The 25519-nt window shown below is 64.2% G+C and carries 24 protein-coding genes; 9 read left to right on the top strand and 15 right to left on the bottom strand.

Annotation, left to right across the window (positions count from 1 at the left end):
• Positions 1-2: 2 nt before the first annotated feature.
• The 6 genes from folE to dacB form a co-directional block, all read right to left on the bottom strand.
• Positions 3-677, bottom strand: a complete 675-nt coding sequence (gene folE / locus AC1DJW_RS07220) for a GTP cyclohydrolase I FolE (protein WP_390283584.1) — start codon at positions 675-677, stop codon at positions 3-5.
• Between the two features lie 10 nt (positions 678-687).
• On the bottom strand, positions 688-2757 hold the full coding sequence (gene ftsH / locus AC1DJW_RS07215) for an ATP-dependent zinc metalloprotease FtsH (RefSeq protein ID WP_284750930.1): 2070 nt from the start codon (positions 2755-2757) through the stop codon (positions 688-690).
• Between the two features lie 288 nt (positions 2758-3045).
• Complete coding sequence (hpt, locus tag AC1DJW_RS07210) at positions 3046-3597, bottom strand: hypoxanthine phosphoribosyltransferase (protein WP_059388924.1); 552 nt, start codon at positions 3595-3597, stop codon at positions 3046-3048.
• 31 nt (positions 3598-3628) lie between these two features.
• A complete protein-coding gene (gene tilS, locus AC1DJW_RS07205) occupies positions 3629-4666 on the bottom strand; it encodes a tRNA lysidine(34) synthetase TilS (RefSeq protein ID WP_476901040.1) in 1038 nt (345 codons plus the stop codon).
• Between the two features lie 122 nt (positions 4667-4788).
• On the bottom strand, positions 4789-5892 hold the full coding sequence (locus tag AC1DJW_RS07200) for a zinc-dependent metalloprotease (protein ID WP_284750932.1): 1104 nt from the start codon (positions 5890-5892) through the stop codon (positions 4789-4791).
• Positions 5893-5969: 77 nt separating this feature from the next.
• On the bottom strand, positions 5970-7502 hold the full coding sequence (gene dacB, locus AC1DJW_RS07195; RefSeq protein WP_476901039.1) for a D-alanyl-D-alanine carboxypeptidase/D-alanyl-D-alanine endopeptidase: 1533 nt from the start codon (positions 7500-7502) through the stop codon (positions 5970-5972).
• 136 nt (positions 7503-7638) lie between these two features.
• Between dacB and AC1DJW_RS07190 the strand changes: the two genes are divergently transcribed.
• The 3 genes from AC1DJW_RS07190 to AC1DJW_RS07180 all read left to right on the top strand — a co-directional run bounded on the left by AC1DJW_RS07190 (position 7639) and on the right by AC1DJW_RS07180 (position 10042).
• Positions 7639-8127, top strand: coding sequence for an inorganic diphosphatase (locus tag AC1DJW_RS07190; RefSeq protein WP_284984745.1), 489 nt, complete (start codon positions 7639-7641; stop codon positions 8125-8127).
• 165 nt (positions 8128-8292) lie between these two features.
• Positions 8293-8892 (top strand): hypothetical protein, encoded by a 600-nt coding sequence (locus tag AC1DJW_RS07185; protein ID WP_390283446.1) that lies wholly within the window; start codon positions 8293-8295, stop codon positions 8890-8892.
• Positions 8893-8959: 67 nt separating this feature from the next.
• Positions 8960-10042 (top strand): aromatic acid exporter family protein, encoded by a 1083-nt coding sequence (locus tag AC1DJW_RS07180; protein WP_459341912.1) that lies wholly within the window; start codon positions 8960-8962, stop codon positions 10040-10042.
• Positions 10043-10076: 34 nt separating this feature from the next.
• On the opposite strand, the gene AC1DJW_RS07175 is transcribed toward AC1DJW_RS07180, so the two are convergent.
• From AC1DJW_RS07175 to serS, 3 genes are all read right to left on the bottom strand, one after another.
• Positions 10077-10922, bottom strand: coding sequence for an HAD family hydrolase (locus tag AC1DJW_RS07175; RefSeq protein WP_459341913.1), 846 nt, complete (start codon positions 10920-10922; stop codon positions 10077-10079).
• Positions 10923-11022: 100 nt separating this feature from the next.
• Positions 11023-12042, bottom strand: coding sequence for a hypothetical protein (locus tag AC1DJW_RS07170; protein WP_459341914.1), 1020 nt, complete (start codon positions 12040-12042; stop codon positions 11023-11025).
• Between the two features lie 76 nt (positions 12043-12118).
• The gene (gene serS, locus AC1DJW_RS07165) at positions 12119-13399 is read right to left on the bottom strand and encodes a serine--tRNA ligase (protein WP_284750938.1); all 1281 of its coding nucleotides are present in this window, start codon (positions 13397-13399) and stop codon (positions 12119-12121) included.
• A 111-nt stretch (positions 13400-13510) separates the two neighbouring features.
• On the opposite strand from serS, the gene AC1DJW_RS07160 reads away from it, so the two are divergent.
• Positions 13511-14557 carry a diacylglycerol/lipid kinase family protein gene (locus tag AC1DJW_RS07160; RefSeq protein ID WP_284750939.1) on the top strand — a complete coding sequence of 349 codons (1047 nt, stop codon included), beginning with the start codon at positions 13511-13513 and terminating at the stop codon, positions 14555-14557.
• Positions 14558-14584: 27 nt separating this feature from the next.
• On the opposite strand, the gene AC1DJW_RS07155 is transcribed toward AC1DJW_RS07160, so the two are convergent.
• The 3 genes from AC1DJW_RS07155 to AC1DJW_RS07145 all read right to left on the bottom strand — a co-directional run bounded on the left by AC1DJW_RS07155 (position 14585) and on the right by AC1DJW_RS07145 (position 16268).
• A complete protein-coding gene (locus tag AC1DJW_RS07155) occupies positions 14585-14833 on the bottom strand; it encodes a hypothetical protein (RefSeq protein WP_390283459.1) in 249 nt (82 codons plus the stop codon).
• A gap of 129 nt (positions 14834-14962) precedes the next feature.
• Entirely contained in the window at positions 14963-15910 is a 948-nt protein-coding gene (gene pheA / locus AC1DJW_RS07150; protein ID WP_459341915.1) for a prephenate dehydratase, read from the bottom strand.
• 31 nt (positions 15911-15941) lie between these two features.
• Positions 15942-16268 carry a rhodanese-like domain-containing protein gene (locus tag AC1DJW_RS07145; RefSeq protein ID WP_284750942.1) on the bottom strand — a complete coding sequence of 109 codons (327 nt, stop codon included), beginning with the start codon at positions 16266-16268 and terminating at the stop codon, positions 15942-15944.
• A gap of 83 nt (positions 16269-16351) precedes the next feature.
• On the opposite strand from AC1DJW_RS07145, the gene AC1DJW_RS07140 reads away from it, so the two are divergent.
• Genes AC1DJW_RS07140 through AC1DJW_RS07130 form a run of 3 tightly spaced genes read left to right on the top strand, consistent with a single transcriptional unit; the run spans position 16352 to position 20079 of the window.
• Positions 16352-17101 carry a Type 1 glutamine amidotransferase-like domain-containing protein gene (locus tag AC1DJW_RS07140; protein ID WP_476901038.1) on the top strand — a complete coding sequence of 250 codons (750 nt, stop codon included), beginning with the start codon at positions 16352-16354 and terminating at the stop codon, positions 17099-17101.
• Entirely contained in the window at positions 17094-18551 is a 1458-nt protein-coding gene (locus AC1DJW_RS07135; protein ID WP_476901037.1) for an amidase, read from the top strand. The genes AC1DJW_RS07140 and AC1DJW_RS07135 overlap by 8 nt, the downstream gene beginning before the upstream one ends.
• A 58-nt stretch (positions 18552-18609) precedes the next feature.
• Positions 18610-20079, top strand: coding sequence for a peptide MFS transporter (locus AC1DJW_RS07130; protein WP_390283469.1), 1470 nt, complete (start codon positions 18610-18612; stop codon positions 20077-20079).
• Positions 20080-20162: 83 nt separating this feature from the next.
• Here AC1DJW_RS07130 and AC1DJW_RS07125 read toward each other — a convergent pair whose 3' ends face one another.
• Positions 20163-20774: a DUF4190 domain-containing protein gene (locus AC1DJW_RS07125; RefSeq protein ID WP_476901036.1), complete on the bottom strand. Its 612-nt coding sequence runs from the start codon at positions 20772-20774 to the stop codon at positions 20163-20165.
• 208 nt (positions 20775-20982) lie between these two features.
• Here AC1DJW_RS07125 and pgm point away from each other — a divergent pair, with 208 nt between their 5' ends.
• A complete protein-coding gene (gene pgm / locus AC1DJW_RS07120; RefSeq protein WP_284750947.1) occupies positions 20983-22647 on the top strand; it encodes a phosphoglucomutase (alpha-D-glucose-1,6-bisphosphate-dependent) in 1665 nt (554 codons plus the stop codon).
• Between the two features lie 6 nt (positions 22648-22653).
• Here pgm and AC1DJW_RS07115 read toward each other — a convergent pair whose 3' ends face one another.
• Both AC1DJW_RS07115 and AC1DJW_RS07110 read right to left on the bottom strand, forming a co-directional pair.
• Complete coding sequence (locus tag AC1DJW_RS07115; protein WP_390283475.1) at positions 22654-23154, bottom strand: 2'-5' RNA ligase family protein; 501 nt, start codon at positions 23152-23154, stop codon at positions 22654-22656.
• 266 nt (positions 23155-23420) lie between these two features.
• Positions 23421-24026, bottom strand: a complete 606-nt coding sequence (locus AC1DJW_RS07110) for a malonic semialdehyde reductase (protein ID WP_059388911.1) — start codon at positions 24024-24026, stop codon at positions 23421-23423.
• 188 nt (positions 24027-24214) lie between these two features.
• On the opposite strand from AC1DJW_RS07110, the gene AC1DJW_RS07105 reads away from it, so the two are divergent.
• Entirely contained in the window at positions 24215-25501 is a 1287-nt protein-coding gene (locus AC1DJW_RS07105) for a uracil-xanthine permease family protein (protein WP_459341919.1), read from the top strand.
• Positions 25502-25519: the final 18 nt, after the last annotated feature.

Below are 25519 nucleotides of genomic sequence, written 5' to 3'. Positions count from 1 at the left end.
TGTTACCTTCCGAGTATGAGGCTCATGGCTTCGGCGCGGGTGGCCGGGTCATGAAGTTGCCCGCGTACCGCACTGGTGACGGTCTTGGCGCCGGGCTTGCGGATGCCACGCATGGACATGCACATGTGTTCGCATTCGACGACGACGATCGCGCCCCGGGGCTTGAGGTGGGTCACGAGCGCTTCGACGATCTGGGTGGTCAGGCGTTCCTGCACTTGGGGACGGCGGGCATAAATGTCCACGAGACGGGCAAGCTTGCTGAGCCCCGTCACTTTGCCGTCGTGGGAAGGGATGTATCCAACATGCGCGACGCCGTGGAACGGCACCAGATGGTGCTCGCACGTGGAATAGAACGGGATGTCCTTGACCAGCACGAGTTCCTCATGGTCGAGGTCGAACGTAGTGGACAGGACATCCTCGGGATCCTGGTGCAGGCCCGCGAAGACCTCGGCGTAAGCCTTGGCAACGCGCTTTGGCGTATCCACCAGTCCGCCACGGTCCGGGTCCTCGCCCACGGCAATGAGGATCTCGCGGACGGCGGCCTCGATGCGTGGCCGGTCTACCTTGTATGAGTGGTGTCCGTGGCCGTGGCCGTGGCCGCCTGATTTCCCCCCGGAGGCGCCGCCGAAGTCATCACTGGCGGCACCGCTGAAGTCGTCGTCGTCGATATGAGTCACAGCAGAAAGCTTAGCCTTGATGCGAAACGTCGGTGCCCGCGTCAGGTCCTTGACCGGTGAACGACTCCTGGCTGCTGACTCCCTGCGGGTGCGGGGACTGGGCGTCCAGGGGCTCTTCGAGACGCGCGGCCTTGGCTTGTTCCTGTGCTTCTCGTTCAGCCTTTTCTGCGCGGGATTCCACCGGCGGGATGGTCTGTACCGGACGGGACTCTTTGGAGAGCCAGACTTCGCGGAAATCACGCTTGCGGATGTCGCGGAAGATGTGGGCGATCTCGGCTTGGTTCAGCGTTTCGCGCTCAAGCAGTTCGAGGGCCAACTGGTCCAGTACGTCGCGGTTCTCGGTCAGGATCGCATATGCCTCATCGTGGGCCTGATCGATCAGGCGGCGCACTTCCTCGTCAACGATGTAAGCCACCGAGTCCGAGTAGTTGCGTTCCTGTGCCATATCCCGGCCCAGGAACGGCTCGCCTCCGCCAGCGCCGAGCTTCACGGCGCCGATGCGCTCGCTCATGCCGAACTGGGTGACCATCTTGCGGGCCGTTCCGGTGGCCTTTTCGATATCGTTCGAGGCGCCCGTCGAGGGGTCGTGGAAGACGATTTCCTCTGCAACGCGGCCACCCATGGCGTACGCCATCTGGTCCAGGAGTTCGTTGCGGGTGATCGAGTACTTGTCGTCCTCGGGGACCACCATGGTGTAGCCGAGGGCGCGGCCTCGGGGCAGGATGGTGATCTTCGTGACAGGGGCGGAATTGCGAAGTGCTGCCGCCACCAGGGCGTGGCCGCCCTCGTGGTAGGCGGTGATCTTCCGCTCCATTTCCTTCATGACGCGGCTGCGCTTCTGCGGGCCCGCCATGACGCGGTCGATTGCCTCGTCCAGGGCGCGGTCGTCAATCAGGTTGGCATTGGACCTTGCCGTCAGGAGGGCAGCCTCGTTGAGCACGTTGGCAAGGTCCGCACCCGTGTAGCCCGGGGTCTTCTTCGCGACGCCTTTGAGGTCGACGCCGTGGGCCATCGGTTTGCCCTTGGCGTGGACGCTCAGGATCTGTTCGCGACCAATCAGGTCCGGTGCTTCAACGGTGATCTGGCGGTCGAAGCGGCCGGGACGGAGCAGGGCAGGGTCGAGGACGTCCGGGCGGTTGGTTGCCGCGATCAGGATGACGTTGGTCTTGACGTCGAAGCCGTCCATTTCGACCAGGAGCTGGTTGAGTGTCTGCTCGCGCTCGTCGTTGCCGCCGCCGATACCGGCGCCACGGTGACGGCCGACGGCGTCGATCTCGTCAACGAAAATGATGGCGGGCGCATTGGCCTTCGCTTGCTCGAAGAGGTCGCGGACGCGGGAAGCACCGACGCCTACGAACATTTCGACGAAGTCCGAGCCCGAGATCGAGAAGAACGGGACGCCTGCCTCGCCTGCGACGGCGCGGGCCAGGAGGGTCTTGCCGGTGCCCGGAGGGCCGTACAGCAGCACGCCCTTCGGGATCTTTGCGCCAACGGCCTGGAACTTTGCCGGTTCCGCGAGGAATTCCTTGATTTCCTGGAGCTCTTCGACGGCTTCGTCCGCGCCGGCAACGTCATCGAAGGTGACCTGCGGCATGTCCTTATTGACCAACTTGGCCTTCGACTTGCCGAACTGCATCACCTTGGAACCGCCGCCTTGCATGCGCGAGAGCAAGAACCAGAAAAGCACGCCCAGCAGGAGCACGGGGACGAGGAGCGAGAAAAGTCCGGAGAACCAATTGTTCTCGACGGGCTGGTCCGTGAAGCCGCCGGACGGTTGGGCATTGGTGACGGCCTTGACGACGTCCCCGGCCCGCGCCGTGACGTAGAAGAACTGGACGTTCTTGCCCTTGTCCTGGCCGTCGATGACGAGGTTGTCTTTCAGCGTCAGGTCAACGCGGTTCTCGGCGTCGTAGATTTTGGCCTGGTCCACCTTGCCGCTCTGGGCGAGGATCGCGAGGCCCTTATCGGTGTCGATGCGGGTGGATCCGCCGGGGGCAAGGGTTGCAAATGCCACCAGGAGCAAGCCGACTACGACAACAATCCAGATGCCCGGGCCCTTGAAGAAACTCTTAGCTTTCATCTGTTCGGGGGCTCCGCCCCGTCCCTCCTGGTAGTGCTGCACGGCGCAGCTTCTGCGCGCGTGTGGTGCTGCGTCAGTTTCTAGCTTTACACCGTTCGGAGTGATTCACGCACAGTAAGGGGCAAAAGTTCCCTCTAGGCGTACATGAACAGGGAATTCCGGAAGCTCGCGGGAGAAATCCATGGTTCTTTCAGGATCGCTGCGTAACCGCACAACGAGAAGCGGCCTCCCGAACAGGAGGCCGCTTTCACTCCGCGAACCTGCCGCGGTGGTTCGCTGCGAAAAGAGTTACTCGTAAACGTGCGGAGCGAGGGTTCCCACGAAGTCCAAGTTGCGGTACTTTTCGGCGTAATCCAGCCCGTAACCGACGACGAATTCGTTGGGAATGTCGTAGCCGACGTACTTGACGTCGATCTCGACCTTGGCGGCCGTAGGCTTGCGGAAAGCCGTACAGATTTCCACGGAAGCCGTGCCCCGCGATTCGAGGTTCGTCTTGAGCCAGGAGAGGGTCAGGCCGGAATCGATAATGTCTTCGACAATCAGGACATCCTTGCCCATGAGGTCGGTATCAAGGTCCTTGAGGATGCGCACGACGCCGGAAGACTGGGTACCGGAGCCGTACGAAGACACCGCCATCCAGTCCATGCTGACGTGGCTGTGCAGCGCACGGGCGAGGTCTGCCATGACCATGACGGCACCCTTGAGCACGCCGACGATCAGCAGCTCACGGCCCTCGTAGTCCTTGTCAATCTGTGCAGCAAGTTCGGCGATCCGTTGCTGGATCTGCTCCTTGGTGTAGAGAACGTGTTTGAGGTCTGCCTGGACGTCGTTTGAATCCACCAATGGCTCCTGTGTTGATGCGTGGGTGCGGCTACTGTTGGGGCGATCTTTGATGCCGGAATACTAGCTTCCCACAGCCGCCGCCTTCGCGGGGAACGGCAGTTCCCCGTGCTGAGGCCTCCCTCTCCAATTCGCTCAGGGATACGCGGTAGACGCTGACGCTTCCGGGAAGCTGCACCGGACCCGCCGATCCCTGCCGGCGCAGTAACGCTTCGGCCGCTTGAAGCCGCCCGTAACCGGGCTGTTGGCCCCCGACGTCCGCCGCTGCCTTTGCGATCACCCGGAACCTCAGCGCGGGGGACAATTCCCTCAAGGCGTCTTCGGGAAGCCAGACTCCATCGTCGCTCCGGTTCACGAGGCCCGCATAGCGCTCTGCGGCAAGCTGCTCCAGGAAGTCAGCGTCCTGTTGGAGGATCGCGGCGGTGCGGGCGAGTGATTCGGCAACCCCGGGCCCCAGCTTGTCCTCAAGCAAGGGCATCACCTCAACCCGGGTCCGGGAGCGGGCGAAGGCAGGGTCCGCGTTACTGGGATCGTGCCAGGTTTCGAGTTCCTCGACCTCGCAGATTTCGAGCGTTTCCGCCCGGCGAAGCCCCAGGAAGGGACGGAGGAGCTTGCCGCGTGCGGGGCGCATTCCAGCGAGGGAGCGGGTTCCCGAACCCCGCGCCAGGCCGAGCAGTACCTGTTCGGCCTGGTCGTCCAGCGTGTGCCCGAGCAGGATTGCTCCACAACCGAGTTCGGTGGCGGCTGCTTCGAGGGCCGCATGCCGGGCGTCCCGGGCTGCCGCCTCGGGTCCAAAGCCGGTAGCCGCCACGTCCACGGTCCTCAGCTGGACAGGCGAGAGGCCCAGCCCCTCCAGGATCGCCACGGTTCGTGCCGCGACCTCACCCGAGCCTTCCTGCAGCTGATGGTCAACCACGACGGCGGCAACGCTCACGGGGCGGCCGTGCACATGGCCTCGACGGGCAAAGTAGGCTGCCACTGAAGCAAGGGCCAGGGAGTCCGGCCCACCGCTGCAAGCGACGAGGATTCGCTCGGGATAGCCTGCGGAGGCCAGCGCGTCCTGCAACATGTTCCGTGCCTTGCCGACGACTGGCGCCAAACGCCCGGGGCGCCGTCGTCCGCTGCTTGCTGCGATACTCCTGCTTGGTGGGTTTCTACTGCTTGCGCCCGGACCCGATGTGGTACCCGCGGTCACAGCCCCATCCGCTCAAGCCACAGCTTGGAGTCGTGGATTTCGGCTTCCGTGGGCAGTTCTTCGGCCGATTCCCACACCCGGTTCAGGCCTTCCATGCCGGCCACCGCAACCACTTCGCGGACAAACTTGGCTCCGTCGCTGTACTGGCGCATCTTGGCATCCAGGCCGAGGATGTTGCGGATGAATTTCTCGATCACCCCGCGGTCTTTGCCCCGTGCGTTGAAGCGCTGCCTGATGGTCTTCACTGAAGGGACAAGGGTGGAATCGACGGCATCCATCACCACGTTGGCGTGGCCTTCCAGCAAGCTCATGACGGCTGTGAGATGCGAGAGCGAGGCTTTTTCCTCGGGGTTCTGCAGGAGGTCCAGAATGGCCCCGCGGCCGGGTGTGGCGCCGGTGGAGCGGTCGCGCAGGGAACGCGCGGCGGCCGTGGCGCGATCCATGATGGAGTCCACATTGCCGATCAGGTTGGCGCTGAGGCGCTCGATTTCCTCAAGCATGTGGGTCCGGAGCCAGGGCGCCGCAGCGAACTGCACCCGGTGGGTCTGCTCGTGAAGGCAAACCCAGAGCCGGAAATCGTCCGGATCAACGTTGAGCTCGCGCTCCACGGAGATGATGTTCGGAGCCACCAGCAAAAGCCTGCCAGCAGGCGGCGCTTTCGAGTCCGGGGCGAGCGCCGCGAAAGGATCGTATTGACCCAGGACCTTGCTCGACAAGAAGGCAAGCACGGCCCCGAGCTGGGTACCCGTGATGGCGCCGCTCGCGGCAGCGGCAGCCGGCGTCATCGCCGGGCCGCGCCGGGAATCCAGCATTTGCTGAAGGGCCGGCTGGAGCATCACGGCAAAACTTTGGGTATTGGCCTTCGCCCATGACGCCCGGTCAACTACCAGGACATGGGAATCGCGGAGATCGCGTGCGGCTTCCAGACCGGTGATGTCATGCACATGCGGTACCGAGATGTCCGCGCTGAACCGCAGGCTGTCCACGGCTTTGCCGATCTGCGCCGGACTCAGTAGTGGACCGGGGGGAGCGAGCCGGGCAGCCGTGGAGGCGGCCAGCTCCCAGTTGATGAGGGACTGGGCTTGCTGCTGAGACTCCATACGAACCATCAGAACACAACAGGCTGAATCTGCGCCCTTAAGTTCGCTCAGCGGCGAACGTCGGGCAGCAGCGAACTTCAACCACCAGTGCAACCACATGACGCGAGTGCAGTGGCGGCCCTGTCCAGCGCCACCTTGTTTCCCGCTGCGCCCGGCGTCAGCCCGTTGCCGATAAAGGAAAAGACCAGAAGGCGGCCGTTCGCGTCCACTACGTAGCCGCTCAAAGCGATCACCGAATTCAAGGTACCGGTCTTGGCCCGCACCAGCCCCGCCCCTTGGGAGGTGGTGGGGTCTGCGTAGCGGTCACCGAGCGTCCCGGTCAGTCCAGCAACCGGGAACCCGGCGAGGGCGGCGCGGAGACGAGTGTCCGGTCCCGAGGTAATGGCCCGCACAACGTCCGCGAACTGCCGAGCCGACACCTGGTTGCCCAAGGCAAGGCCGGACACGTCCGCCAAGTGCATGGAGTCCGTGGCGATCCCCACTTCCGCCAACTGGGCGCTCACGGCCGCCGTCGCGCCGTCGTTGGATCCCGGCTTTCCCGCGGACAAAGCGGACATCCGGCCGAACACCTCGGCCAGGTAGTTGTCCGAGGTTTCGAGCATCAAGTCCACTTGCTCGCGGACGGTGGCAGACACCACGCTGGCGAGGACGTCCTGTTTTCCGGACGGAGCGGCGGCGCGTTCCACACCCGGGACCACCGTGAATCCGGCCGCGGCGCCCGCGGCTTGGAGCTTTCCCGCGAAAGCCTCGGCAGCGGTGAGCGCGGCGTCTTGCGGGCGCGAACCTGTGGTTGCGCCCGGGCTTGTCCTGGCCGAGTTCAGGGCGAGCGGAAAGATTGGCGCGGTTTCGCCGGCGGCGACGTCGTCGAGGCTCCACGCCGGATTCAAAGCGGGCCCGGTGAATAGGCCATCGTCCAATTGCACCGTGACCGGCCCCTTCACGCCCCGGTCCTGCAGCGCTTTTGCGGCATCCGCCGCGAGGGTCTCCAGGCCGGCATGGCCAAGCACCTCGCCTGGCTGGGACGGGCCGTCGCCGAGCAGGACGTCGCCTCCGGCGCTCAGGATGATGGTCGACGCGGAAGGTCCTGCCAGGACCCGCGTGCTGAAGCGGGTCTCCGGGCCGATCGCCCGCAGCGCCGCGACTGCGGTGAGCAGCTTCATGTTGGACGCCGGCACCCGGTTCTTGCCGCCGTCCCGATCGTAAAGCGGAAGCCCGGTCAGCGCATCTTCAACGACGCCGGTGAAGTCTCCCCCGCCGTCGGGGGTCAGGAGGGCGTTGAGCTGGTTCGTGACATCGGCCGGCAGCGGGACCGGGGCGGAAGCGTCCAAGGGCGCAACGATCTGCGTGCGGCTCAGCTGCTGGGGGACTTGTTGCCAGGCGGGCATCTTGGGTGTGGGCGTACCGGCTGCCCCGAAGAGGCCGGCCGCGACCCCGAGGCCCATCGGGACGGCCAAGGCCGCGATGACCAAGGTCAGCAAGGCCTGCGGCAGGAAGCGGAAAATGGCCTTCGAAGCAGGGTTCGGGGGCCTGGTCTTCCTGGGCCTGAGAACGGGAGTGTCCTGCTGTTCCGGAGCCTGCTTTTCAGCCTCCGCCTCGTTAACGCCCTTCATGCAGCTTTAGTCCTCAAAGTCTTGAATGTCCCCACCGTTTCAAGAAACTTGGGCCTCTCGCTATATCCTCAATAATAGTCGGCGGCGTCGGCTGCTCTGTTGCCGCGCCCATGCCAATACCGTCAAGGAGCATTCCATGAAGCACGACGTCACGATCGAGATCCCCAAGGGGTCGCGCGTCAAGTACGAAGTTGACCACGAGACCGGTCGCGTCCGCCTGGACCGCGTCCTGTTCACCTCCATGCAGTACCCCACGCACTACGGGTTCTTCGAGAACACCCTGGGCGAGGACGGCGACCCGCTGGACGCACTGGTGCTCCTGCAGGACTTCGACCTGTACCCCGGAGTCATCGTTGAGTCCCGCCCCATCGGCGTTTTCAACATGACCGACGACGGCGGCGGAGACGCGAAGGTCCTGTGCGTTCCGGCCGACCCGCGTTTCGACCACATCCAGGAAATCACTGATGTCAGCGAATTCCTGATCAAGGAAATCGAGCACTTCTTCACCCGCTACAAGGACCTTGAGCCGGGTAAGTGGGTCAAGGCTGAAGGCTGGGCCGACCGCGCAGCAGCCGAAGCCGAGCTGGAAGCTTCCATCAAGCGTTACGTTCCGGTCGCGCACTGATCCCCACGTTCCAGGCGAACCGCACCCGCCGCCGTCGTTAACGGGTGGGTCCCGGACGCGGAACGGATCGGCTCACAATCGCTGGGCACGCGCGGCCGTAACGACCAGTTGACTCTCGATTAACCCCTTGAAAGTCAGCTACCTGCCGGTAATGTTTGATCCACCATGTTCACGCTGACCATCAACCAACGCGACAGCCGCGGCAACGGAGACCTCGTACCGCAGCTGCTCAAAGACTTGCGCCACATCCCTGCGCGCTTGGACTTTGACCGCTCGGTGGAGGACGAAGTCCAAGGCATCGTGGAATTCCCGCAACAGGCCGTGGACTCAGCGCTCATAGCCTTGCGGAGCGGACAGTGGTACGTGGGAATCGGCGTCGGACCCGTCAACGAACCCCTGCCCAAGCAAATCAAAGACGCCTCCGGACACGGCCTGGTCTACGCCCGCCGCGCCGTGGACCGCTTGCGGAACAGCAAGGAGCGAGTCCCCGTGGCCGTCGAGGGGCCGATTGCTGCGCTTGCTGCCGAATCGGAGGCTGTGCTGCGGCTCTTGGGGCACATTGTGCAGCATCGGAGCGTTGCTGAGTGGCGCGTCCTGGACCTGTTGACGCCCGGCGTGCGTGGTCAACAGAAGGCCGTGGCCCAGGAACTGGGGATCAGTACCCAAGCCGTGAGCAAGGCACTGGCCCGCGCCCAGTGGGTGGAGGAGCACGCTGCCAGACCGGCCGCAGCACGCTTGCTGCAATTGATCCTCGAGGTTTACTGATAGCCTCGGCCGCCTTCAGCCGAACCAGCCCTCGACACGTCCAACCATTCCCGCCTAACTTGGGTCCATGATCACCAAGCCAAAGCTTGGGCGGCTACTTCCAGCGCTCAAGCAGGCTGTCACAGGGCACCGTCTCCTGTTTGCTGCCAAGACGGCCGCCGCGGCCGGGCTGGCTTGGTACCTCGCGCCGCTTATGCCTGGGACAGCCGCTTCCTATCCCTATTACGCGCCCTTGGGCGTCTTGGTCAGCATGCACCCCACCGTTGCGGCTTCCGCCAAGCACGGGCTACAAAGCCTTCTTGGACTCGGCTTGGGCATAGCCATGGCCTTCGCGGTGACCACGATTACCGCGCCAAACGCACTGGCGGTGGCCGTCGTCGTCGGCCTGGGCGTGGTCGTCGGTGGCCTGCCAAGACTCGGAAGTGCCTCCGAATGGGTGCCCATGGCGGCGCTGTTCGTACTGGTGCTGGGTTATTCGAATGCGCAAGGCTTCTCGTTCGCGTACGTCCTGCAGATGGGCATGGGGGTGGCGGTCGGTTTCGCGGTGAACTGGCTGGTCTTCCCGCCCCTGCATCTTGAAGGCATCGATCCCGCCATCGACGGTCACCAACGGGCGCTGTCCAAGCAACTCAGGGACATGGCCAGCGCCATGACGGAATCGTGGCCACCGGACCATGAGGAATGGGCGAGCCGCAGCGGCGAGCTCGCACGTACCGCGACCGCGGTGCGGACAGCTGTCCAGGCAGCGAAGTTGAGCGCCAAAGCGAACCCGCGGTCCCGCCGTCGAGCCGGGCGCCTGCCCGGCGACCTGGCCGGTTTGCGGGTGATGGAACGGCTGACTTTTCACGTCCAGGACGTCACAGACGTCCTGGCAAGCGTGATCTGGGAAGAGAACGCGGGAACGGTCATTCCGGAGGGTGTCCCGCCTAATTTGGCTGAGGCCCTGGAGGACGTTGCAACAGCGATTCGGCAATGGAGGCATGGAGACGCCGAAGACTTCAGGAGCGCCTTGCGCGACGCTAGGGACAGTGTGGCATCACTAAGTGACACTCTCACGGAAGCCGCCGCCGGCCAGGAGTCCGTGAACGCCACCGCGTCGGTCGCCATGAGCCTGCGGCGTATCATCACCGTGGTCTCCGACGCCGCCTGAACTGCGGATGGCCAGTCCCGCTGAGTGTGGGTTTTTACAGTAGGCGGCGCAGGATGAGGGCTGCACCGTCGTCGTAGACCGAAGCGGTGACCTCATCCGCGACGGCGATGACTTCCTCGGGTGCCTGGCCCATGGCGACACCGCGCCCGGCCCAGCTGAGCATCTCGATGTCATTGCGGCCGTCCCCCACTGCCACCGTGTGGCGGGGGTGCGTACCGAGCCGCTGCCGCAACAGTTCCAAGGCGCTGGCCTTGGTGACGCCGGCGGCGGCGATATCCAGCCAGGCCGTCCAGCCCACTGAGTAGGTGACCCCGGACAGTCCGATCTTCCGGATGGCTGTGGAAAATTCTTCAGCCGTATTCTCGCTGCTGAACACCACCACACGCACGGCAGTGGCATCCAGCATGGTCTGGAAATCGACGCCGATTGCCTCAACGCCGAAGCTGGCGTCCTGGAACCGCTCGGTAGAGAGGAAGTTCCCGTCCTCGTCTTCGAGCGCGTATTTGGCGGACGGAAGCTGCTCGCGAAGTGCCATCAACGCCGGAGCAGGATCGAAGGTGGCCTTGTGAATGATCTCGTAGCCTGCGTCCAGCTGGGGGTCGAGCCGCAACGTGACTCCGCCGTTGCAGCATACGGCGTACCCGCGTTCCAGCCCGATCTGCTCAATGATGGGCAAAGTGGCGTTCAACGAACGGCCGGTGGCGATCAGGACGTCGTGACCTTGGGCGACGACTGCCCTTGCGGCGTCGCGGACACCTGGCGACATGTGGCCATCGTGATCCACGAGGGTTCCGTCGACGTCCAACGCGACCATGAGTTTGTGATTCGAATTCCGCTGGTCATCGATGCCAGCGACTGAGGTACCAGTCAAAATAGTCATGCCTCCAGTGAAGCAGACCCCACCGACACCAGCTAGGACGCAGGCCACAGCAAGGGATTAACACGCGGTGAATACTCCCACGTTGTCCACAGTGTGAATATTAACTTGAGGCTCTGGCGCGAGGCCTCAGTCCGGCGCGCAGGAGCTTCTGCCGAAGGCGGCCTGGCTGCTCCAAATCCGCCCAACTCCACCTGACGACGGTGAACCCGAGAGCACGGATGCTGTCCTCACGCACCTTCTCCCGATAGACGATCTCCTCCGCGGTCCAATCCCCCCGCATGTCTTCGTCAGCGTACTTTTGCTTGCCATCGAATTCGCCCGCGATCGATTGCTCCGGCCACCAGAAATCGGTTCTGGCGACGAACTGGCCGGAGTCAACAATTGTGTGCTGTTGGAGCGGTTGCTCAAAGCCCAGCAGCTCGATGACGGCCCTGCTGAACGACTCCCCTGCGGATTCGGCCTTCGGGTGGGCCAAGCTCGCGATGCGGAGTGCCCGGTGCTTGGTGGCATCAGCCACGATCCTGTCCAGTGCCGAGGCGATCCCAGGGTGTTCGATCAAGCGGGCATCCTGCCCGAGCAAACCCTGCTGCCACAGCATTCGTGCGATTCCGTCAGCCACAACCAGCGCGCTGCTGAAGGACGAGGTGCACATAACATCGATGACCGTCTGCACCGGACTTGTGCAGGAAAAATGGCCGGAAACCACGGCCTGCGCATTGCGTCGAAGGACGTAGCGCATGGGATGGTTGCCTGCATTCCGGGCTTTTTCGGCAAGCACGCTGTTTCCGTGAACCACAAAAGTCGCTGGCCGCCGTCCGGTGATCCGCTCGGAGGAAGTGGCCAGATCGACGAACTCCGGCGGGCGCAGTGTAGGGACGCCGAGCACGACAGCTGCGGACTCACCGCAAAAGACGGGCTGGTCGAATGCCATGCCCACCGCCGCCGCAGACCACTCGAACCTCTCGGCAGGCGTCGCTTCCACCCAGGTGGAGGTTTTCACGTAGTACCCCCGCCTCAGCCGGACGAGACGGCCTGCCCTGAACGGCCGGTGAATCCCGGCCGTGGAGCCCGTAAGGGCCAGCCGCTCGGCGGAGACGATGAGCTGCGGAGGTATGTCCATGGAATTACTATCCATGGGTCGTTCGGCAGCGTCAGCCGTGCTTTGGCTCTATGTGGACAAGCCAGGCTGTGGAGGACTACAGAACGGGCAGGACCTCGAGCCCTCCGATGTACTTCTGGAGTGCCTTGGGGACGTTGACCGAGCCATCCGGGTTCTGGTGGTGCTCCAGGATGGCCACGATCCAGCGGGTGGTGGCCAGCGTGCCGTTCAGGGTGGCGACAGCGCGCGTGCCCTTCACTACGCCATCCTCGTTGACCGCGCGCTCACGGATGTTCAGGCGGCGGGCCTGGAAGGTGGTGCAGTTGGACGTCGACGTGAGCTCGCGGTACGCGTTCTGGGTGGGGACCCAGGCTTCGCAGTCGAACTTCCGGGCCGCGGACATGCCGAGATCGCCCGCCGCCGTGTCGATCACGCGGTACGGGAGCTCGACCTTGGCCAGCATTTCCTCTTCCCAGGCCAGGAGGCGTTCGTGCTCGGCAGCGGCTTCTTCAACCGTGGTGTAGATGAACATCTCCACCTTGTTGAACTGGTGGACGCGGATGATCCCGCGGGTGTCCTTGCCGTGTGAACCGGCTTCGCGGCGGTAGCAGGAGCTCTGCCCCGCGTAGCGGATGGGGCCGGCGGAAAGGTCCAGGATCTCGTCCGCGTGGTAGCCGGCGAGGGCCACTTCAGAGGTTCCCACGAGGTAAAGGTCGTCTTCAGCGAGACGGTAGATCTCGGCGTCGTGCTTTACATCGAAGCCGGTGCCCTGCATGGTCTCCGGGCGCACCAAAGTGGGGGTGATCATCGGTACGAAGCCGGCCTCGATGGCCTGGTCCATGGCCATCTGCAACAGTGCCATCTCCAGGCGGGCACCGACGCCGCGGAGGAAGTAGAAGCGCGCACCGGACACCTTGGCGCCGCGTTCCATGTCGATCGCGCCGATGAGTTCGCCGATTTCCAGGTGGTCCCTCGGCTCGAAGTCAGGGAATTCGCGTGGTGTGCCGACCGTCTTGACCACCACGAAATCGTCCTCGCCACCCTCGGGCACGCCGTCCACAATCAGGTTGGGGATGACCCGGAGCAGCTCTTCCTGCTTGGCCTGGGCGGCGTCGGCTTCGGCAGAAGCGGCCTTGACCGAGTTGGCCAGTTCCTTGACCTCGGCCAGCAGCGCCTGCTTTTCCTCGCCCTTGGCCTGTGCCACCTTCTTGCCGAAGACGTTCTGCTCCGCACGGAGGTTTTCGTAGCGGATCAGAGCCGCGCGGCGGTCTGCATCGGCGGAAATGATCGCGTCCACCACGGACTCGTCGGCGCCGCGGGCGCGCTGGCTGGCACGGAACTTGTCCGGGTTTTCGCTGAGGTCTTTTACGTCGATCACCAGACAAGAGTATCGAATGAGCGCGCAGCTCCGCGGCCAACGCCCGACGGCGGCAGTCACCCCGTTCCGCCGTGCACGGCCGCACGTGCAGCGGGATAGGGTTGAATCACCATGAGCGACTGGATCCTGTACGTGATTCTGGCTGGGGGCGTGGTCTTCGCCGTCTCCAGTTGGTGGGGCGTGCGCCGGCTCAGAGCCAGGCATACCCGCAGTGCTGTGCACGAGGACGCATACAAGCCTGAAGCCGGCTTGCAAAGGGTGGCCGTGATCCTCAACCCGGTGAAAGCGAAGGCCGAGGACGCGCGGAGGATCATCCGGGAAGCCTGCCATCTTGCTGGCTGGGACGAACCCCGCTTCTTCGACACCACAGCGGAGGACCCCGGCCATTCGCAGGCCAAAGCGGCACTCGCGTACAGGCCCGACGTCGTACTCGTCGGCGGCGGCGACGGTACCGTGCGCGTCGTGGCAGAGGCCCTCGCGCACACCGACGTGGCGATGGGCTTGATTCCCCTGGGAACCGGAAACCTGCTGGCACGCAACGTGAACCTGGATGTCAACGACCTGAGGGGCAACGTCCACACGGCGCTCTTCGGCCACCAGCGCTACATCGACACCGCACGAATGGCTATTTACAACGAGCGGACGGGCGCCTCTTCCGAGCATGCTTTCCTGGTGATCGCGGGCATGGGATTGGATGCCGAGGTTGTAGGCGATACCAATGACGGCCTCAAGAAGGCAGTCGGCTGGCTGGCCTACACCGAGGCGGGCGTCCGCCACCTACCCGGCCGGCGCAAAAGGGTCTCCATTGCGATGGACGACGAGCCCGAGCAATCCCGGAAAATCCGAAGCGTCTTGTTCGCCAACTGCGGCCTGATTCCAGGTGGCATCGACTTCATCCCCGGCGCGATGATCGACGACGGCGTCCTGGACGTTGTGGTCATGAGCCCCCGCAGCGCCATCGGCTGGATTGCGGTGTACGCCAAGATCCTGTTCAAGCACAACCGGAACCTGCCGGTCATGAATTACTACCGTTCGGGCAAAGTGGTCATCAGCAGCAGCGAACCGATGGCCACGCAACTTGACGGTGATCCCTCGGGCGAGGCCACGAAAGTCACCGTCAAGGTGGAGCCGCGCTCTCTTCTCGTGCGCGTGCAATAACTCGTGCGCGTGCAATAGCGCGATGCGCTATTTGGCGTTCTTCGCCGCTTCCGTTGCCTTGTGCTCTGCCAGTTTGTTTTCCGCCAAGTTGCGTTCTGCCAGGGCCCTGGCAGCTGCGCGCGCTTCCGATTGCTCGCGAATCATGGCCTGTTCTTCCTCAAAGCGCAGCCGATCAGCCCGGTCGGCGTCGTCGCCGTCCCAGTCCTGGTTGTCCGCCTTGGGCTTGGGGTTGACGATCATTCCCTGGCCGCTGGTGTCATTGCTATTTCCCGACATGGCCCGCTCCCTCCGTTAGGGGCATGCGTCCATCAATTGTGGATCAAGCAAGCATACGCACAGTTTTATCCACGCGATAGGGGTTGAAGAGTCAATTATCCAACGCTTTGCGAGAGCGGATTCGGGCGGTCAAGCGCCCGGTTCGCCACCCAGAATGCCACGAACCCAGGCATGCGCCGACGTGAACGCGGCGTCGGAGGTATGCGGCGCAACCAGGGCTTTCTGCTCGTCCGCCCGCGCATACGACCCCAGGAAGCGGGTGGCCGGGCTGATCCGGTGCAGGCCCGCCAGGGCATCGGCAACCCGGGCGTCCGCGGCGTGGCCATCGGCGTCGATACTGAAGAAGTAGTGACCCAGATACTGCCCTGTGGGCCGGGACTCGATGCGGCTGAGGTTGACTCCGCGGGTGGCAAACTGGTCCAGGATTTCCATCAAGGCGCCCGGGCGGTCTTCAGGGAGGGGTACGACGACGGTGGTCTTGTCTGCGCCCGTGGGTTCAGGCAGCGCGCCGGGGCGGCTGACCAGGACGAAGCGGGTAACCGCGCCGGGGTTGTCGCCAATGTTCTCCGCAAGGATATTCAGGCCCGGGCGTTCGGCCGCGACAAGGGGGGCGCAGATGGCGGCGTCGTAGTGCGCATCGCCTTCAAGAAGCCCGACGGCGGCTGCCGCCGTGGAGGATCCCGGCACGTATTCCGCATTCGGGATATTTTCGTCGACCCACAGCCTGCACTGGGCCCAGGCATGGCCATGGGTGGAGATCCGGCGGATGTCCGAAATCTTCACACCGGGGCGGGCAACCAGCACGAACGTGATGGGAACGAGGGCTTCACGGATGATCCGCAGTTCGGTACCGGTGGCAATGGCATCCAAGGTGGCGGTCACGCCGCCTTCCACCGAGTTCTCGATCGGCACCATGGCCGCATCGGCCTCGCCCTGGCGGACCCTCTCCAAAGCCGTATTCACATTGGTACAGGGCACCCTGTTGGCATCGGACGCGCCCGGGACCTGCAGGAGGGCAGCCTCGGTGAAGGTGCCTTCCGGGCCGAGGAAGGTGTAGGTGAGCGCGGATGCCGACATTTATATATTCCTTAGGTGTTATGCGTTGTGACTACAGGACGACCGGCTTGAGGCCGTTTTCCGAAACCATCGGGCGGCCGGTCTCGAACCACATGTCCATGCCTCCGGCGATGTTGGTGGCGGTGTAGCCCTGCGCCACCAGCCACTGGACGGCCCGGTAGGACCGTCCGCCCGTGCGGCATATGACGTAGAGGTCATCGTCGGGGTCAAGTTCGTCAAGGCGTGCCGGGATCTGGTCAAGCGGAATATGCAGCGCGCCCTCAGCGTGGCCCGCCACCCATTCGTAATCCTCCCGGACATCCAAGATTTTCGCGTCCGCCGGAACATCGCCGACAGGCACGGTCTCGAAATCGCTCACGTGAGTTCCTTCCAGTTGATTCAGATCTCCAATCCAGCCTACCGTTGCAGGGACCGCGACCACACAAGGCAGGAGGCGTCCACATGGCTGATGGCGAGCCCACGATCCTGGCAACCTCCGGCGGCTATAAGTCCGGCCATCGCACCAGGATGGAGTTCGACCTCCTGGTTCACCACGCCGTCGAACTCTCCGGGGTGACTGGACGCGCGCCGCGAGTGGCGCATATTGGCACGGCGTCCGGGGACCAGCGTTGGTTCGCCGCGGAATTGGATCAAGCCGCAAGGGTGTCCGGCTTCGATTTCAGCCACCTGAACCTTTTCACGATGCCCAATCACGGAGATCCCGAGGCCTACCTTCTGGAACAAGACGTGGTGTGGGTCAACGGTGGCTCCGTGGTCAACCTTCTGGCCGTATGGCGTGCACACGGACTGGACGGCATCTTGAGGCGTGTCTGGGAACAGGGCGTAGTACTGGCCGGAGTGTCCGCGGGCTCGATTTGTTGGTTCCAAGGGGGCACCACGGATTCCTACGGCCCTGAATTGCGCGCCGTGACCAATGGACTTGGCTTCCTCCCCTACGCCAACGGCGTCCACTATGACTCCGAGCCGGGTCGCCGCCCGCTGGTCCACCAGTTGGTGGCAGACGGCGTGCTGGGGGAAACGCACTGCACCGACGACGGCGTCGGACTCGTTTACAGAGGCACGGAACTTGTGGACGTGGTTGCCGAAGCCAGGGGAAAGGCCGCCTATCGCGTCACCGCGGCACCCGGCGATTCGGTCGACCGCGTTCCCGCTGCCGTGGAGGAGCGCTTGGAGCCCCGTTTCCTTGGCTGACATCCACGAACTCGGCGCGGTCGAGTTGCGCCAAGCCCTGGCTGCCGGCCAGCTCTCTGCAACTGAGGTGGCGGAACACTTCCTCGCGAGGATCGGACAGCTGAACCATATGCTGGGCGCCTTCGTCACGGTGACGGCGGACCAGGCCATGTTTGACGCCCGAACCGCCGACTCAGCGTACGTTCGCCGGCGCAGCGGAGGTCCAGAGCTTCCCGTCCTGCACGGCGTGCCGCTGGCCTTCAAAGACCTCACCGATGTTGCGGGAGTCGTGACCACTCACGGCAGTGGAGCTTTGGACCGTAAGCCCGCCCCGGAAGACGGGGCCCTCGCCGCGACGCTCAAAGGCGCCGGTGCCATCTCACTGGGCAAGACTCAGGTTCCGGAATTCGGACTTACGGCCTACAGCGAAAACCGCATCGCACCGCCGTCGCGCAATCCACACGCACTGAGCCGCAGCTCCGGCGGGTCCTCGGGAGGCAGTGCTGCCGCGGTTGCGGCGGCGTTGGTTCCCTTCGCGCCCGGGAGCGATGGCGGCGGGTCCATACGTATTCCCGCTGCGGCATGTGGACTGCTGGGGTTGAAGCCGGGCCGCGGTTTGGTGCCGGCCGGCGAAAGCGTCGGGGACGCGGCACGCCTCGTGGTGGCGGGGCCCATGGCTCGCTCCGCCGCCGACGCTGCGCTCATGATGGATGTCCTGGTGCCACGCGAAATCCGGCCGGAAGGGGGCTACCTTGCGGGCCTCGAGGAGGCTCCCGCTGCCTTGCGGATCGGCGCGAGCCTGGACAGTCCGTGGTCCACCACGTTTCCCTTCGCCCCGGAGCGAGAAGCCCTGGATGCCCTCACCAAGGGCGTCGCACTACTGGCGGACGCGGGCCATTCAGTGCTCGACGCCGAGATCCGCTATGACAATCGATATCCGGAAGCGTTCACCACCGCCTGGACGGCCGGCGTCGGGAGCGCCCGGATCCTGCCGCAGCGCGAAGCCCTGCTGACCCCGCTGACCCGGACGTTCCGGCGTCGGGCGCAACAGCGGAGCGCAGCCAAGGTCAACGAGGCCATCGGCTTCCTGCGGCAGTTCAGCCACGACACCATCGCGCAATACGCACAGTGGGACCTCGTCCTGACACCGTCGCTTGCACAGACGCCAAGGCCTGTGGGCTGGTTCACCGGGACAATCCCCGGAGGCGAGCAATGGCCGGCCCCCGACTGGCCAGGCGATGCAGACGACGACTACCGCAAGCAATGCGAGTTCGCGCCCTGGTCTTCCATGGTGAATGTGTGCGGGCTGCCGGCAATCACAGTGCCCGTTCATTGGACCGGACCAACGCCTGGAACGGGGCTTCCGATGGGTATCCAACTCATCGGAAAACCAGGATCGGAGCTCCTGCTCCTGCGGCTCGCGAGGCAGCTTGAGCGGCAGCAAAAGAAGGCACCTATCGCTAGCAGATAGTTGCCCGAGGCATCTAAATGATGTGACAATGCGCTTAGCCAATGTCACCATGGATTAGATGAGCACAACTCTAGACACGCGGACGCCCGCCAAAAACGCGGGCGATACGTCATTTTTCGGCCACCCAAAGATGCTGGCCAGCCTCTTCTCCGTAGAAATGTGGGAACGATTCTCCTTCTACGGCATGCAGGGCATCCTGCTTTACTACATGTACTTCACCGCAGACCATGGCGGACTCTCGATCGACAAATCGCTCGCCGCCGGACTGGTCGGCGCGTACGGCGGAGGTGTCTACCTCTCCACGATCCTGGGCGCATGGTTGGCGGACCGGCTTTTCGGCTCCGAACGGGTACTGTTCGGTTCCGCGATCATGATCATGACCGGCCACATCGCGCTTGCCCTCCTGCCCGGGATCCCGGGCCTGGTGGCAGGCCTGGTGCTGGTGGGTATCGGCTCCGGCGGCCTCAAGGCGAACGCAACAGCGTTGGTTGGCACCCTTTACGGAGAGAAGGACGAACGCCGTGACGCCGGCTTCTCCATCTTCTACATGGGCATCAACCTCGGCGCCCTCATTGGACCGCTCGTTACCGGCTGGCTGCAGGAAAGCAATGGCTTCCACTGGGGCTTCGGCGCAGCCGCAATCGGCATGGCGATCGGCCTCGTCATCTACGCACTGGGCCGCAACAAGCTCCCGGAAGAGGCGCACCGCGTCCCGAACGCCCTTCCCTCCGCACAGCGGAGCCGTTACGGGCTCATCTTCTTCGGCATCGCCGTCGTGATCGCAGTGCTGCTGATGACCGGTGTCGTGAACCCCGGCAACCTGGCCCGCAGCATGGCTTACGCCGCCATTGTCGCCTCAGTCATCTATTTCACGCTGATCTTCAGAAGCAAGAAGGTCACGCCGTTTGAGCGCAAACGTGTTGTCGCGTTCATTCCGCTGTACATCGCGTCGGCAGCGTTCTGGGCACTCTTCCAGCAGCAGTTCACGTTCATTGCCGTGTACTCGGAGGAAAAACTGGACCGCAACCTCTTCGGCTGGGAAATGCCGGCAGCCTGGGTACAGTCCATCAACCCTGTATTCATCATCGTCTTCGCAGGCGTCATGGCTGCCCTCTGGACAAAACTTGGGCCGAAGCAGCCGGGATCCCCTATCAAGTTCGCTGCCGGGCTCTTCGTCATGGGCCTGGCGTTCCTGGCCTTCATTCCCTTGTCCGGCGCTGGAAAGACCCCGCTGCTTGCGCTCGTGGGAATCCTGTTCCTCTTCACGCTGGCGGAGTTGTTCCTGTCCCCCATCGGCCTGTCCGTGAGCACCAAGCTGGCCCCCAAGGCGTTCCACACCCAGATGGTGGCCCTGTTCTTCCTCTCGGTGTCGCTCGGCACCGCGCTGGCCGGCATCCTGGCCGGGCTGTACAACCCTGACAACGAACTGCCGTACTTCCTGGGCGTCGGCGGCACGGCCGTAGTGATCGCTGTGGCCTTGGCAGCCGGCTCGCCCGCCATCAAGAAATTGATGGGCGGCGTCCGCTAGTCACTTAATCGAGCTAAACCCGCGACGGCGGCCGGTGCGTTGGGTGGGATTCCCGCCAAACGCACCGGCCGCCGTCGTTGTTGCTAGTAGTTGTAGTTGTAGCGCGAAGCAGTAGCGGCGAAAATCGCGATGAAGACCCAGAATATGACCGCTCCGGCAATGCCCAGGTAGCCCATCACAAGGCCCGCAATGGCCATGCCTTTGCCGGCCGGTTCCTTCTTGAGGGCCATGTGGCCGAGGATAACGGCGGCAATCTGGGGCAGGACGAAGAAGCCAAGGCCCACGAAGACCGCGATTCCGCAGCACATGCTCGCAATACTCAGGCCCTTGGGCTCGACCGGCATGCCGTAGTAAGCAGGCTGGCCATAAGGGCCCGCAGGCTGCCCGTATGCCGGCGGTCCTTGGGGAGCTTGCCCATACGGCTGTGCAGGCTGTCCGTAAGGGCTGGCCGGCTGCTGTCCGTAGGCGGGCTGGCCGAATTGAGCCGGACCACCCTGCGGCTGGCCGTACGGCTGCTGCGCTTGCGGCTGGGGCTGGCCGTAGGGGCCGGAAGCCGCCGGCGAGGCGAAAGGCTGCTCGCCGTACGGGTTTTCGGCGGTTTGGGGTGCCGGCGGAATGTGCGACGGCGGTTCGTAGCCCTTGGGCGGTTCGTCACCCTCTGGAGCGTTCTCGGGTTTAGCTGGCTGGTCGGTCATGGAATATCCCCCTTGCGAGTCTTTGTGCCCAGCCTACCGCCGAGCGAAGGCGGGCATAAGCTCACAGGGCCCCGGCTTCGCAACCCCATGCCGCACTCCGGTAAACGGGCAGTGAATCTTCGTCGGTGAAGCGGAAATACGAAGTCACAGGTACCGCAATAGTGGGTTTTCTCTTCAAGCACACCTGACGGTCTGGCATGCTGGGTCAATGGCTAGCCGTGCGGGCACTGTTGCCCTTCCCCAGGACCTTGTAGACATCACCGCTCTTCTTGACGCGTACTACGACGTGACGCCGGATCTGAGTGATCCCGCACAACGCGTTGCCTTCGGCACCTCCGGGCATCGGGGGTCGAGCCTCAAGGCCTCGTTCAATGAAGGGCATATCCTCGCCATCACCCAGGCGATTGTGGAATACCGTGCCGGGCAGGGCATCACCGGCCCACTCTTCCTGGCCAAGGACACCCACGGACTGAGCGAACCAGCACAGAATTCCGCCCTCGAAGTTCTCGCCGCCAACGGCGTCAATGTGCTGATCGACGCGCGGCACGGCTACACCCCCACCCCGGCCCTGAGCCACGCGATCCTGAAGTACAACAACGAAGCCGGCCCTGGCCAGCCGCAGGCAGACGGCATCGTAGTCACGCCGAGCCACAACCCTCCGGCCGACGGCGGTTTCAAATACAACCCCCCGCACGGCGGCCCTGCAGACACGGACGCCACCGGCTGGATCGCCAACCGCGCCAACGAGCTTCTGGAAAACGGCCTGCGCGGCGTCAAGCGGATTCCGTTGAACGACGCCCTCAAAGCGGATGGCACGGGCAAGTTCGATTTCCTGAGCAGCTATGTTGACGACCTCCCGTCCGTCCTGGACCTCGATGCGATCCGCACCGCGGGCGTGCGCATCGGCGCTGACCCCATGGGCGGCGCATCCGTGGACTACTGGGGTGAAATCGGCGAGCGTCACCAGCTCGACCTGACTGTGGTCAACCCCACCGTGGACCCGCAGTGGGCATTCATGACCCTCGACTGGGATGAGAAGATCCGCATGGACTGCTCCTCGCCGTCGGCCATGGCCTCACTCATTAAGCGCATGTCCGACAGTGCTTCGGCAGGCACGGGCGCCTTCGACGTCGCCACCGGAAACGACGCCGACGCGGACCGCCACGGCATCGTGACACCCGACGGCGGCTTGATGAACCCAAACCACTACCTCGCCGTCGCGATCGACTACCTCTACCGCAACCGCACAGGCTGGAACCCGGAATCCGTGGTCGGCAAGACCCTCGTCTCCTCCTCCATCATCGATCGCGTTGCCGCGGGGCTGGGCCGCAAGCTTGTGGAAGTTCCCGTGGGCTTCAAGTGGTTCGTCCCCGGCCTGCTTTCCGGTGAGGGTGCCTTCGGCGGCGAAGAATCCGCGGGCGCCTCCTTCAACAAGCGCGACGGAAGCGTCTGGACCACCGACAAGGACGGCATCTTGTTGGCCCTTCTCGCGTCGGAGATCACGGCGGTCACCGGCAAGTCGCCGTCCCAGCTTTACAAGGGCCTAACCGACCAGTTCGGCGCGCCCGTCTATGCCCGGATCGACGCCGCTGCGACGCGGGAGCAGAAGGCCAAGCTTGGCAAGCTCTCCGCCGCGGATGTCACGGCCACCACGCTGGCGGGCGAGGAAATCGCTGCGAAGCTGACCGAGGCTCCCGGCAACGGGGCGTCGATCGGCGGCCTCAAGGTTGTCACGGAAAATGCCTGGTTCGCTGCCCGCCCCTCGGGAACCGAGGACGTGTACAAGATCTACGCCGAGTCCTTCAAGGGTGCCGACCACCTCAAGCAGGTCCAGGAGGAGGCCAAGGCACTCGTGGACGGCGTGATTTCCTAGCCTTCGCTAGCTTGATTCCGCCGGGAGGCGCCACACTTTCAGGATCCGCCGGATCGTGTGGTTGCCTTCCGGCGCCATGTCCACCAGCGCGATCTGGTCGAGCACGACGGCGTCACCCGGCTTGGGGCGCTTGCCGTCGTGATGCGAAATATGCGGGCGGTAGTGCTCCAGGACGTAGCGCGGGGTTGCTGCGCGCCCTCCAACGCTCTCCATGGCGTCAAACAGTTCCTCGTGCAGGCCCTGCAATATGGGATGGTGTTCCACGAGGCTGACCGGGATGGACCCTTGGTGACCGAATCCGGCGTCGGGCCCCACGATGAGTTCCGCCCCTAGGGCGCCCATCGCGGGGGCCGTGACAAGCTCGCTGAGGCGCGCGGCGACGTCGACACCATCGGAGGGCTCGACGTCGAACCTCAACAGCGTGATGTGCAGCGGCCAGTCACTGCGCGGGAAGACCAGCCCGTCAGCCACGGCTTCGACGAACGCCACCAGTATCAGGTTCCGCATAAGGAAATTTTGCCACCGCGGCGCCCCTCCCACAGCGACGATCAATCCGAGTGGTGAGCGAGCGTCGGTCAAAAAGGCGTTATAGGTGAGCGAGCGTCGGTCGAGGAAAAACGCTCGCTCACATACACCGCCCCAAACACCGACGCTCGCTCACATATCTGGTGTAAAACCAGCAACGCTCGCTCATATAGACCGCCTTAAGCGCGAACGCTCGCTCACAGCGGTGAGCGAGCGTCGGCGAAAAGGACGTCAAAAGTGAGCGAGGGTTAGACGGTGCGGACGACGTCCTCGTAGGCGAACTTCGGCTTGGCTTCGCCGAAAGCGTCCGGACCCGGCTGGCCGATGTTGACCACGAGGAAGCTCTTCTGGTCCCCGGCCGGGAAGAACTCGGCGTCGATCGCGGCGAAGTCGGCACCGGTCATGGGGCCGGCAGCGAAACCGAGGGAGCGGACAGCAAGGATGAAGTAGCCAGCCTGCAGGTGGGCGTTGTTGTTGCCCGTTGTTGCGGTGAACTCGGGGTTGGCGTCGTACATGGCCTTCGGGGCGGAGTAGACCGGGAGGAATTTGTCCCACTGCTCGTGCCAGGCGGTGTCGTAGGAGAGCACGGCGACCAGCGGAGCAGAGGCGGTCTTGGCCTTGTTGCCCGGAGAGAGGGTCTCGACGAGCTTGGCGCGGGCCTCGTCCGAACGGACGTAGGTGACGCGCAGCGGCTGGGAGTTGAACGCCGTCGGGCCGAACTTGGTCAGTTCGTAGATGGCCTGTGCTTGCTCGTCCGAGACCTCACCAGCAAAGGAGTTGGCAGTGCGGGCTTCGGCAAAGATGGCGTCGACTGCTGCGGCGTCAATCACTGCTTCTTCGTGGGCGATCGTCATTCGCGTACCTTTCGCTGTGCCCGCAGCCATCGACGGCCGGGCGCTTATGCTTTCCATGGTTGCAACTTCAACTTCCCTCCGCCTCTTCCCGTGAAGCCACGTGACGTTCCACACAGCGGAATCGGCGGCGCGTCCGGGCGGTAAGGTTGCACCCGGACAATCACAACTTTCAGGGAAGGCTCCCGTAGATGAGCATGCTCGGAACCAAATGGAAGCTGCACGGCAACGGCAAGACGATCCGGCCGGGACATGTGGTGGCACCCGAGGAGCGGCTGGCGTGGCCGCTGACCATCGGCGTCGGCATGCAGCACGTCGTCGCGATGTTCGGAGCCACCTTCCTGGTGCCCATCATCACGGGCATGCCACCGGCCACCACGCTGCTCTTTTCCGGCATCGGCACCCTGTTGTTCCTGGTCATCACCAAGGGGCGCGTACCGAGCTACCTTGGTTCGAGCTTTGCCTTCATCGCCCCCATCCTGGCGTCCCAGCAGCAGTTCGGCGTTCCCGGCGCGCTCGGCGGAGTGGTGCTTGCCGGCGTCGTACTGGCGCTCGTCGGCGCAGTGGTGCAGAAGTTCGGCGCTGAGTGGATCAACCGGACCATGCCACCTATTGTCACGGGCGCCATCGTCGCCCTGATCGGGCTCAACTTGGCGCCGGCCGCAAAAGCCAACTTCGACAAGGCCCCGGTCACCGCCCTCGTGACGCTGGTGACGATCATCCTGGTGAGCGTCCTCTTCCGCGGCATTCTGGGCCGCCTGAGCATCCTGGTGGGCGTGGTGGTGGGCTACCTCACCGCCATGACGCGCGGCGAGGTGGACTACTCCAAGATGGACGCGGCGTCCTGGATCGGCCTGCCGCACTTCCAGACTCCGGAGTTCCACCTCGGCGTCGTGGGCTTGTTCGTGCCGGTCGTGCTGGTGCTCGTGGCCGAGAACGTTGGGCACGTGAAGTCCGTGGCCGCGATGACGGGACGCAACCTCGACGACGTCTCCGGGCGCGCGTTGATGGCCGACGGCGTCGCGACGGTCCTCGCCGGATTCGGCGGCGGCTCCGGTACCACGACGTATGCCGAGAACATTGGCGTCATGGCAGCCACGAAGGTCTACTCGACGGCGGCCTACTGGGTTGCCGGTGCCTTCGCCATCCTCCTGAGCTTCTCGCCGAAGTTCGGCGAACTGATTGCCACAGTTCCCCCCGGCGTGCTGGGCGGTGCCGCGACCATGCTCTACGGGATGATCGGCGTCCTGGGCGTGAAGATCTGGGTGCAGAACAAGGTCAACTTCTCCAACCCCATCAACCTGACCACGGCCGCCGTCGCGTTGATTATCGGGATCGCGGATTACACCTGGACCATCGGCGAACTGAAGTTCACGGGCATCGCGCTGGGCTCAGCCGCTGCCTTGGCGGTCTACCACGGCATGAAGGGCCTGGCCCGTTGGCGCGGGACAGTTGCCGAGCCGGAGATGGAGACGTAACCTCTCGTGTTTGCGTAC

Source organism: Arthrobacter sp. 05L417 (assembly GCF_056397865.1).
This window is presented reverse-complemented; position numbering and strand designations above follow the sequence as displayed.

Coding starts and splice junctions, on each gene's coding strand:
- ftsH (WP_284750930.1), bottom strand. CDS start 2,757: ATGAAAGCTAAGAGTTTCTTCAAGGGCCCGGGCATCTGGATTGTTGTC.
- tilS (WP_476901040.1), bottom strand. CDS start 4,666: ATGTTGCAGGACGCGCTGGCCTCCGCAGGCTATCCCGAGCGAATCCTC.
- AC1DJW_RS07200 (WP_284750932.1), bottom strand. CDS start 5,892: ATGGAGTCTCAGCAGCAAGCCCAGTCCCTCATCAACTGGGAGCTGGCC.
- dacB (WP_476901039.1), bottom strand. CDS start 7,502: ATGAAGGGCGTTAACGAGGCGGAGGCTGAAAAGCAGGCTCCGGAACAG.
- AC1DJW_RS07190 (WP_284984745.1), top strand. CDS start 7,639: ATGAAGCACGACGTCACGATCGAGATCCCCAAGGGGTCGCGCGTCAAG.
- AC1DJW_RS07185 (WP_390283446.1), top strand. CDS start 8,293: ATGTTCACGCTGACCATCAACCAACGCGACAGCCGCGGCAACGGAGAC.
- AC1DJW_RS07180 (WP_459341912.1), top strand. CDS start 8,960: ATGATCACCAAGCCAAAGCTTGGGCGGCTACTTCCAGCGCTCAAGCAG.
- AC1DJW_RS07175 (WP_459341913.1), bottom strand. CDS start 10,922: ATGACTATTTTGACTGGTACCTCAGTCGCTGGCATCGATGACCAGCGG.
- AC1DJW_RS07170 (WP_459341914.1), bottom strand. CDS start 12,042: ATGGACATACCTCCGCAGCTCATCGTCTCCGCCGAGCGGCTGGCCCTT.
- AC1DJW_RS07160 (WP_284750939.1), top strand. CDS start 13,511: ATGAGCGACTGGATCCTGTACGTGATTCTGGCTGGGGGCGTGGTCTTC.
- AC1DJW_RS07155 (WP_390283459.1), bottom strand. CDS start 14,833: ATGTCGGGAAATAGCAATGACACCAGCGGCCAGGGAATGATCGTCAAC.
- pheA (WP_459341915.1), bottom strand. CDS start 15,910: ATGTCGGCATCCGCGCTCACCTACACCTTCCTCGGCCCGGAAGGCACC.
- AC1DJW_RS07140 (WP_476901038.1), top strand. CDS start 16,352: ATGGCTGATGGCGAGCCCACGATCCTGGCAACCTCCGGCGGCTATAAG.
- AC1DJW_RS07130 (WP_390283469.1), top strand. CDS start 18,610: ATGAGCACAACTCTAGACACGCGGACGCCCGCCAAAAACGCGGGCGAT.
- AC1DJW_RS07125 (WP_476901036.1), bottom strand. CDS start 20,774: ATGACCGACCAGCCAGCTAAACCCGAGAACGCTCCAGAGGGTGACGAA.
- pgm (WP_284750947.1), top strand. CDS start 20,983: ATGGCTAGCCGTGCGGGCACTGTTGCCCTTCCCCAGGACCTTGTAGAC.
- AC1DJW_RS07115 (WP_390283475.1), bottom strand. CDS start 23,154: ATGCGGAACCTGATACTGGTGGCGTTCGTCGAAGCCGTGGCTGACGGG.
- AC1DJW_RS07110 (WP_059388911.1), bottom strand. CDS start 24,026: ATGACGATCGCCCACGAAGAAGCAGTGATTGACGCCGCAGCAGTCGAC.
- AC1DJW_RS07105 (WP_459341919.1), top strand. CDS start 24,215: ATGAGCATGCTCGGAACCAAATGGAAGCTGCACGGCAACGGCAAGACG.